General features: G+C 42.1%; 5 protein-coding genes and 1 pseudogene. 2 read left to right on the top strand and 4 right to left on the bottom strand.

The features are described from left to right. The first annotated feature begins 96 nt into the window (after positions 1 to 96). The gene (locus F607_RS0107480) at positions 97 to 522 is read left to right on the top strand and encodes a flagellar basal body-associated FliL family protein (RefSeq protein WP_051311086.1); all 426 of its coding nucleotides are present in this window, start codon (positions 97 to 99) and stop codon (positions 520 to 522) included. 85 nt (positions 523 to 607) lie between these two features. Here F607_RS0107480 and gshA read toward each other — a convergent pair whose 3' ends face one another. The 4 genes from gshA to F607_RS0107500 form a co-directional block, all read right to left on the bottom strand. Beyond that, positions 608 to 2,176 carry a glutamate--cysteine ligase gene (gshA, locus tag F607_RS0107485; RefSeq protein WP_027707594.1) on the bottom strand — a complete coding sequence of 523 codons (1,569 nt, stop codon included), beginning with the start codon at positions 2,174 to 2,176 and terminating at the stop codon, positions 608 to 610. A gap of 327 nt (positions 2,177 to 2,503) precedes the next feature. Further along, complete coding sequence (locus F607_RS0107490; protein ID WP_027707595.1) at positions 2,504 to 4,828, bottom strand: Tex family protein; 2,325 nt, start codon at positions 4,826 to 4,828, stop codon at positions 2,504 to 2,506. 386 nt (positions 4,829 to 5,214) lie between these two features. Continuing rightward, positions 5,215 to 6,774, bottom strand: coding sequence for a phosphoenolpyruvate carboxykinase (locus F607_RS0107495; protein ID WP_038290508.1), 1,560 nt, complete (start codon positions 6,772 to 6,774; stop codon positions 5,215 to 5,217). 939 nt (positions 6,775 to 7,713) lie between these two features. Beyond that, on the bottom strand, positions 7,714 to 8,676 hold the full coding sequence (locus F607_RS0107500; protein WP_157365397.1) for a hypothetical protein: 963 nt from the start codon (positions 8,674 to 8,676) through the stop codon (positions 7,714 to 7,716). A 668-nt stretch (positions 8,677 to 9,344) separates the two neighbouring features. Here F607_RS0107500 and F607_RS35980 point away from each other — a divergent pair. Continuing rightward, positions 9,345 to 9,499: pseudogene (locus tag F607_RS35980) on the top strand (IS4 family transposase); the annotation flags it as partial.

Genomic DNA, 9,499 nt, shown 5'->3' on the forward strand with positions numbered 1-9,499 from the left:
TTGTGTGAGCTTTCTTTTTTTAGTCTATGAGCTGCTAAAATTGTTCACTAATAACCTAAAACAGGGACGTAAAACGGTGTTTGGGGAGGGAAGCGCGTGAGACAAAGAGCTGCTTATCAGATTAGTCTGTTGGCCTTAACGGTATTGGTTTTTAGTTTTTGTTTTGCCACACTTTTGTCTGCAGATGAGGAAGTGCCTCAAGTGGCGTATCTTGATGTTAATCCTCCCATCATAGTTAATTTATCAAGTAAGACGAAACGTATGCAGTATCTAAAAGCGGATATTGCCTTCAAAATTACCGGAGATGTAGCTAAAGCAAAAGTAAGTCAGCATATTGCTGCAGTACGTGATTTATTAGTTTTGTTGCTCAGTGCTCAAAAAGTCGATGATGTTGATACGGTTGCTGGTAAAGAAAGATTGCGGAATGATGCCTTACATCAAGTGCAAGCTTTTTTTAAAGAAGAAGAAGGTGAGCCTTTAGTTGAAGATTTGTTATTTAAGAATATTGTAGTACAGCGCTAGTTAGCGAATAACGTGATCATAAATAGCTTGTGCAGCAAGTCATAAGACTAATAAAAGCAAATAGCTTGCCGCACATGTTAATTATTTATGTGTAATACTTAGCTAAAAAAGTCTCAAATGCTTCCTGTGGTGCAGCTTCAATTTCAGCTTGCTGTTGAAGGGATTGTTTAACTAGTACTTCCAACATTTGCTGTGTATCAGCGGCTATTGGCGTTTGTTTAAATGTTTCAGCATGTTGCTTTGACTGGATCAGTGTGAACTCGCTGAAACTGTATTGTTTTTCTGAGAGTGTGTGTAGTAATTGTCCAGATGGTGTCAATTCTGGGTTTTCTACTTTTTGTAATGCTTGCTGTAAGCTTTCCTGGTGATGGTTTGCTCCATGGGCATCATCAAGCAGTGCAGCGACAGGCATCAGTGAATCAATAATTTCTTTTGCCCAATGAGCTAGTAGGATGGGTTTTCCCTGTTTTTGAAGCTGCAATCCTGGCTTTCTTCCCTCTAACACCACATGTGTAAAGTTATGAGTGATGGCTTCGCATTCTGGTGTGGTGATTGTGGGGCTTTCAGCTAAAGCACAATAGGTTAAGAATACATCCATAAATGCGGCTTGTGAGGCGTTTATACCAATAGCGTCAAATGGGTTTAAATCCAGGCAGCGCACCTCAATATACTCGATACCTCTTGCCTGCAAAGCACGGGCAGGGCGTTCGCCTGATTCTATAGTACGCTTGGGGCGAATGGCATTGTAATATTCATTTTCAATTTGCAGGATATTGGTATTAAGCTGCAAATAATGGCCATCTTTAGTGAGACCTATTTTCTCATAATCAGGAAAGGGGGTACGAATTGCGTGCTCAAGGGACTCTATATATGTTGGTAATGTGTTGTAGCAAATATTTAAGCCAGACTGCGCATTGTTCTGATAGCCTAAGTCACTCATGCGCAGCGAAGTCGCGTAAGGTAAATAAACAGTATAGTCGTCAAAGTCATGCAACTGGTGGTTGGTATGGCTGAAAAAGGAACGACATACCGCAGGTGACGCACCAAATAAATACATTAATAACCAGCTTAAGCGCCGAAAGTTGCGAATAAGGTTTAAATAGCTGCTTGACTGTAAATCGTGCTGATTTTTTTCGTGTAAACTTGTTTGCTCATAGTCGCTAAGTAGTGACCATACTTCTGGGGCAAGAGAAAAATTATAATGTATTCCCGCAATGGTTTGCATTGCTTTACCGTAGCGATGAGCTAAACCTTCGCGATAAATATACTTCATTCTGCCTATATTGGATTCACCATAATAAGCAATAGGGATATTCTCATCTCCCGTTAAAATACAGGGCATACTGTTAACCCAAAGTAACTCATCTGCTAAATGCTGCTGGGTAAATCGATGCAAATCATGCTGAAAGCCAAGCGTCGTATCAATGTCCGTAAAGGCGGGCGTAATAAATTCCAGTAGTGCTTCTGAATAATCTGTTGTGATATAGGGGTGTGTTAGCTTGGAACCCAACGCCAGTGGGTGAGGAGTTTGAGCTAAGAAACCGTTAGGGGAGACTCGTAAACTTTCTTTTTCAATGCCGCGCCGTGTTGCTTTGAGCAGTTGGCGGTTTACCGGCTGGCTTAACAACTTAAGCCGGTCTGCTAAGTTAGCCAAAACAACGCTTCCTTAAGCTAATCAGATGAGTGGAGAACACTATATGGGGATGAGTCATCATCACTACAAGTTACCTTATACTAAGGTATACCATCTCTATCGGGTTATGTGCGAATGTTATCAGCATTTTTGCTTTATTAAGCGGGATGTTGAGCCGAAAACAAAGGTGTATACGTTTTTTTGCAAGGTATAACACCGGTCTTTAGCAAAATAACATTGAGACAGTAATTGAGTGGGTAGAATTATAATCAGGTTGTAGCTAAAGAAGGAATCAAAAGCGAAAGGTTGGGCATGGTCTCTGGATAGCGCCAGAGACCAAGAGTGTAATTATTTCTTTTTGAGGCTTTTAGCATTAGCAAACAGATCGGCAAAAGTCCCGCCAGCAGGCTTACTTGAGGCACTGGCTGTCCGTCCTTTTTTATTACCGCCTGTTGCTTTCCTTTCTGCACGAGGTTGATCTTTTTGTGCTTTGAAGTCTTCCGCCGTATCTGTCATGCGCATTGTCAGACCAATCCGCTTGCGAGGAATATCCACTTCCAGCACTTTCACCTTAACAATATCCCCTGCCTTAACCACATCACGAGGGTCTTTAACAAAGGTATCTGATAAAGCGGAGATATGGACCAGCCCATCCTGATGCACACCAATATCAACGAATGCCCCAAAGTTAGTGACATTGGTAACAACCCCTTCCAATGTCATATTGGGTTTGAGGTCAGCCAGTGTTTCTACTCCTTCTTTAAAGGTGGCTGTTTTAAACTCTGGGCGAGGGTCTCGTCCTGGCTTTTCAAGCTCTTTGATAATGTCTGTAACTGTTGGGATACCAAAGTGTTCATCTGTAAACTTGGCAGGGTCCAGTGTTTTCAGAAATGCATTGTCACCTATGATATTGCGTATATCACGTTGATTGATTTCAGCGATTGATTTGACAACAGGATAGGCTTCAGGGTGGACGCTAGAAGCATCTAATGGGTTATCGCCATTCATAATACGCAAGAAGCCTGCTGCTTGTTCAAAGGTTTTTTCACCCAGACGAGGCACTTTTTTCAGGTCTTTTCTATTTTTGAAGACGCCAAACTCATTTCTAAAGCTGACAATATTGCTGGCAATCGTTTGGTTAAGTCCTGATATTCGTTGCAGTAGCTGAGAGGAGGCGGTGTTTACATCAACACCCACAGCGTTCACACAGTCTTCAACTACCGCATCCAGAGATCGTGCTAAGCGGGTTTGGCTAACATCATGTTGGTATTGGCCTACCCCAATAGACTTAGGTTCAATTTTCACGAGCTCTGCCAGTGGATCTTGGAGCCTTCTTGCAATAGATACCGCACCACGGAATGACACATCAAGTTCTGGAAACTCTTTTGCGGCTAGTTCTGAAGCTGAATAAACAGAAGCACCTGCTTCACTCACCATAATCTTCGTTACTTTTAATGAAGGGTATTTTTTGATGAGTTCACCGGCTAGCTTGTCTGTTTCTCTTGACGCTGTGCCATTGCCGATACTGATCAGCTCAACATCGTGCTTTTGACAGAGGGCTGCCAGTATTGCGACTGATCTATCCCAGTCATTTTGTGGCGCATGAGGGAAAATGGTGGTGTGCTCAACAAGCTTACCGGTGTTATCGACCACTGCGACTTTAACACCGGTTCGTAAACCAGGGTCCAGGCCAATGGTGGAACGCTGGCCTGCAGGGGCTGCGAGGAGAAGGTCTTTTAGATTATGTGCAAAAACGGCAATAGCATCTTCTTCTGAGGCTTCTCGCAGGCGGGTGAGAAGTTCACTTTCCAGTTGGCTGAGCAGTTTTACGCGCCAGGTCCAACGCACGACTTCCTGCAACCATTTATCGGCAGGACGTTGCTCGTCAGATACTCCCCAAAACTCAGCAACCATGTGTTCGCAAGGATGAGATGCCCCACGTTCTAGCTCTTCGCCCACGGCAATGACAGCTTGCAGGATACCTTCATTACGGCCTCTGAAAATAGCCAGTGCGCGATGAGAAGGTACTTTTTTGATAGGTTCACGATGGGCAAAATAGTCTTGAAATTTGGCGCCTTCAGTTTCTTTACCTGCAACAACTGTTGAAGACAGGTCGCCTTCTTCCCATAAAAACTCTCTTAGTTTTCCGAGCAATTCAGCATTTTCGCTGAAGCGTTCCATAAGAATAAACTTAGCGCCATCAAGTGCGGCTTTGACATCCGCTACACCTTGATCTGCATTAATGTATGACTCAGCTGCTTGTTCTGGAGAGGTTTCTGGCTGATTGAAAAGTAAATCGGCAAGTGGTTCTAGCCCAGCTTCGCGTGCAATTTGTGCTTTTGTACGACGTTTAGGTTTATATGGCAGGTACAAATCTTCAAGCCGTGTTTTGGTATCTGCTTGTTTTATAGATTGTTCCAGCTCGGGGGTGAGCTTGTCTTGCTCTTTAATACTGTTCAGTATTGTGTCACGCCGCTCTTCCAGCTCCCTGAGGTAGCGCAGTCGCTCTTCCAAAGTACGTAAATCTGTATCTGAAAGACCACCTGTTACTTCTTTCCGGTAACGGGCGATAAAAGGAACAGTAGCACCACCATCAAGTAGCTCTACGGCTGCAGCAACTTGCACTTGACGAACATCGAGTTCTTCCGCAATACGCTGAAAGATAGTTTCCATGAATTACCTTTCTCTCAATTAATAAAAAACAATCCAGATTATGACACACTCAAACAGAAAGTGTCTTACTCTGCACTCACTATACAGACTAATTATCGTACATGTCTCAGCTTGCTCGATAAGCCATGAGCATTAACCTTACTAAGAGGATCAACACTGAAAAACACAGGCTTTCTAGCCAGACCTGAAGCGCTAGGTCAGGTTGGACGGCATGCCCTGGGTAATTACTCAAAAGAATTATTAATAAAACAAGTGCAGTAGATAGGGTTTATCTATTTATTGGGCAAGTTGGAAATTAAAGAGGTCGATGGATACTCCAACTTTAGTATAGTTGAAGTATCCCCTTGGCTATCGAGAAATGTGAAGATAGCTAGTTAAAGCGGCTATTAGCTATCAATATGAGGACCTGCCTGGATGATTTCTTCAGGTACGTCAAACTTTTTAAAGTTATTAATAAACTGTTGTACTAAGTCTTTGGCGGCATCATCGTAAGCTTGCTTATCTTGCCAAGTATCGCGAGGATTCAATAGTGTTGCATCTACTCCAGGAACTTGAGTGGGTACTTCAACATTAATAGTGGGTAAATGCTGAGTTGGCACTTCGGCCAGGTCACCATTTTGAATCGCATGAATGACGGCACGTGTCGTTGGAATACTAAAGCGTTTACCGCCTTTGCCATAAGCTCCACCTGTCCAGCCAGTATTAACCAGAAAGACTTTACTGCCAAATTCTTCAATACGCTTAATAAGAAGCTCAGCATATACTCGTGCAGGTCTTGGGAAGAAGGGGGCACCAAAACAGGTTGAAAATGTGGATTTCAATCCAGCTTCACTCCCCATCTCGGTTGAACCGACCAGTGCGGTATAACCGCTTAAGAAATGATAAGCTGCAGCCTCTTTGGATAATATCGATACAGGTGGCAGTACACCTGTCATATCACAGGTGAGAAAGATGATCGCCGTTGGCTCACCAGCACGGTTTTCATGAACACGCTTGGGTACATGTTCTAGAGGATATGCACATCGACTGTTTTCTGTCATGGAAATATCCGCATAGTCCGGCTCATTGGTATGATGATGAATGACCACATTTTCCACAATGGCGCCAAAGCGAATCGCATTCCAAATAACAGGCTCTGCTTCATGGCTAAGGTTAATGCATTTCGCGTAACAACCGCCCTCAAAATTGAAGACACTGCCTTTAGCCCAACCGTGCTCATCGTCGCCAATTAAATAACATTGCTCATCTGCGGAGAGTGTTGTTTTACCCGTGCCGGATAAACCAAAGAAAAGGGTAGTCTCACCATTTTCCCCAACATTAGCGGAACAGTGCATAGGGAGAACATCCTTTTCAGGCAGTAGAAAGTTTTGCACGGAGAACATGGCTTTTTTCATTTCTCCGGCATAGCGCATACCCGCCAGTAGTACTTTACGTTTGGCAAAGTTAATGATCACAACACCATCAGAGTGGGTTCCATGCTTGGCTGGATCACAAGTGAAACTGGGTACATTAAGAATCTGCCAGGCTTCTTTGCCTTGAGGATTGTATGTTGATGGGCGAACAAACAGGGTTCTGCCAAATAAATTATGCCAGGCTGTTTCTGTCGTCATTTGAACAGGTAAGTAGTGTTCAAGGTCAGCACCAACATGTAAATGCTGTATAAAACGGTCTCGGCCCGCTAGACTTTGTTCTACTTCTTCCCAGAGTGTATCAAAGTTTTCTGCAGGAAATGGTCGGTTTATAGCTCCCCAATCAATAGCATCTGATGTGCTTGGTTCATCGACAATATAGCGGTCTTTGGGTGAGCGACCCGTCCTTGCTCCCGTTTCAACGACTAATGCACCATTTGATGCTAAACGGCCTTCATTGCGTATTACTGCCAACTCCACTAATTGAGCTGAGTGGAGATCTTCAAAAACCTGAGGACCCTCGTTGCTATCAGTCATTATCAATTACCTCGCCGGCTTTTTATACCGTTTTAGTTAATTCTTTAGTCCTGTGGCTTACATGGCAACATGTTGTTTTCAGCATAGTGGCTTCACGCTAAGTAGACAAAGGTTAGTGTTGCCCTTTACGCAAACCCTATTAGGGGATTTGTTTCACTGTTAAAAAGAAGACTTATGCCTTTATTTTTAGCTTATTGCTACTTGGCTTAAGCTATATTTTATTGGTAAAACCAATGCCATAATAAATATACCCTACGTGTTGGGTATAGATTGCTTCAGGGTGTATGTAGAGTAGGAAAAAATCAACTTAGTATTACCTTATCTAGCCTTTCATTTCAGCATGCTCTGTGATGGGTTATTGAGTAAGTGTCAGCACTGATAGGCAATAAAACTCAGTTTTTTGTAGATGGTTAACTAAGCCTTATGATGTCACCTCAAAAAACCTACACTCAAGGCATGTAAGCAATAGTATTATGCCAAAAAAACATCGTTTGCGTTAAGGCAATTAGCATTACATTAAGGAGCTTTATATCAATAGTAGAATTATGGCAATGCGAGATTTGAATGTCCTTATATTTTAAAAGTCCTTATATAAAGTAATGTTTCTCGTTTGTTGAGTGTTCTACTTAGGGGAGTGTATTAAGCAATTCTTTGCCATAAACAAATTGTGTAAAAATGAATACTTCCAAATAATTTATAGCCGTTAAATATCCGGCTCAACTAGATCAAAATAATCTAGTTGAACCAGTGCGATTGTTTCTATACCTGCCGATATATACCCAATACGAATGGTTTTTAGGTGCGGCCATCGAGAGACGAAGCCCCATGAACCTATATTAATAGGTGATTGGGGTGAGGAGTGAAGATAACAAAACCTAGAAATCATTCGTGAAGGGTATAACTGAGGCTGCATGTCAGTTGCAGGGTATACCGTCTCTATTAAAGCTGCATGACATACCAGTTAGGTTGGCGAATAGCTTTAAGATAGCGGCGTGCGACTTTATCGTTGCGTAAAAACACGGGTGTATTTGCAGTAAGTTTAAAGCCAAACTGTCTTGGCAGCTTGGTGTAGATTGATCGAGGGGGATTGTGCGCTACATCTTTTATTTTTTTTCCCGTTTCATAGGTGTGGTAGTAGATTTGAGTAATGCCCAGCTCTTCTCGAATAAACTGTATAGCCGCTGCCAGTGATGCTTCAGCCCAAATTTGTTGGTAGGGGGGTAAAATGGTTTCAACATAGCGAGATAACCCCTCATAGTCTCCATTAATACTATACCAAACATCGCTTGGATTAAGATTGGGATTTCTTTTTCGCCTGGTTTTCAGACGCATATAAGCACGGTTGGCATCCCTTAACCAGTCATTTTGAACTTCTTCTATTAATGCTTCATTAGTGTCCAGGTCGAAGTCTAAGCGTACCCAAGCCATAGTATGGCGGCCTTTGGTATTGATAGGGTGCGAGTCGGATGCAAACGGACCTTCATCATCTTTATCTGGTTTTATCAGTGAGTAGTAATTATCTAAGTGCTCACCCGTAAAGTTGATTTGTAGGACTAAATTAGATTGGTTTCGAGAAGTTTGATCCCAACCTCTATCGCCATTACCCCAGCAGTCTAAGGTTAATGCAAAAATGAATGGTTTTTCTAACCAGCAACACGCCAACTGGTCTTGACTGATTTCACCTTGTCCATAAATGGATAAAGCTTCCTTGACTGATTTTTTTGTAAAAAATTGGCCAAACTGGCTTTGCTTAAGCTGATTTAACTTGCAGGTTTGGTGTTTATTTTTAGCCATTGCATAACGCAGCAGATCAAAACAATAGCGGTCCTTATGATAATAAAACAAACGCCGCTCTTCACCTAAGCAGGTAATAATCTCTTTTATATCTTTCTTTTTCATCATCAAGTGTCTTTACGATCAATGTAAAAATAGGCATACGACAAGTTGCTCCTAAATGAGGCTGGCTTATAAAACAAATCATAATGTGCACTCCTAAATGGCATTGTTTAATACAAAAAGTTGGCTGTTTTCTCTCTGTCATCATGGTGCGTATGACAATAGAGGACAAAACTTTAGGAAGGGCTCAATGCCAAGCCGCTATTAAACAGTCTCCAGGCGTACTGGTAATGAGTAAGTGCTAATAGGGCTTGTAATGCTATAAACCAGCGATGAACAGCTGGTTATTAACTGAAAACATACTTGGCAAGGAAACCCGTTGTGTCAATGAACATATGAGTATTTATCACTGTGAGCCTCCTTCTTTTGCAGATTAAGTGAATTGAGAGCGTTTAGGGTTAACGCGATATTTTAATTTGGTCAAAACAAAACGGGTCAAATGAGTTGTAAACAAAAACTAGTCACTGCTCATAATCTGACCAAATCAAAAGGTGGCGAAAATATATACAGATTGGCGTTCAAATGCAACTCTGATTGGGCATAAAGTTTTGGGTGTACAGCCTATGTACAGGACAAAAAGCTGAATAAATAAGAAAAATCAATTAGTTAGAAGTGAATTGATCCCTCATTGGTATTACAATTCAGGCTGCGAAACCATGAAGAATTGTAAAACAATGAAAGAGATCAATTCACTCACCAAAGAGCTTAAAGGGGTTTTTGGTTGGCATCAAGCCCGAGTCACCTTGCTAGCCCAATTTATTCTAGCACTGGTAAAGGTTCGTTCAGTCAATCTCACACGTATAGCCCAAGTGTTTTATGGTACGACCTT

It is taken from the genome of Zooshikella ganghwensis DSM 15267 (assembly GCF_000428585.1).
In the GTDB taxonomy this organism is placed as follows: domain Bacteria; phylum Pseudomonadota; class Gammaproteobacteria; order Pseudomonadales; family Zooshikellaceae; genus Zooshikella; species Zooshikella ganghwensis.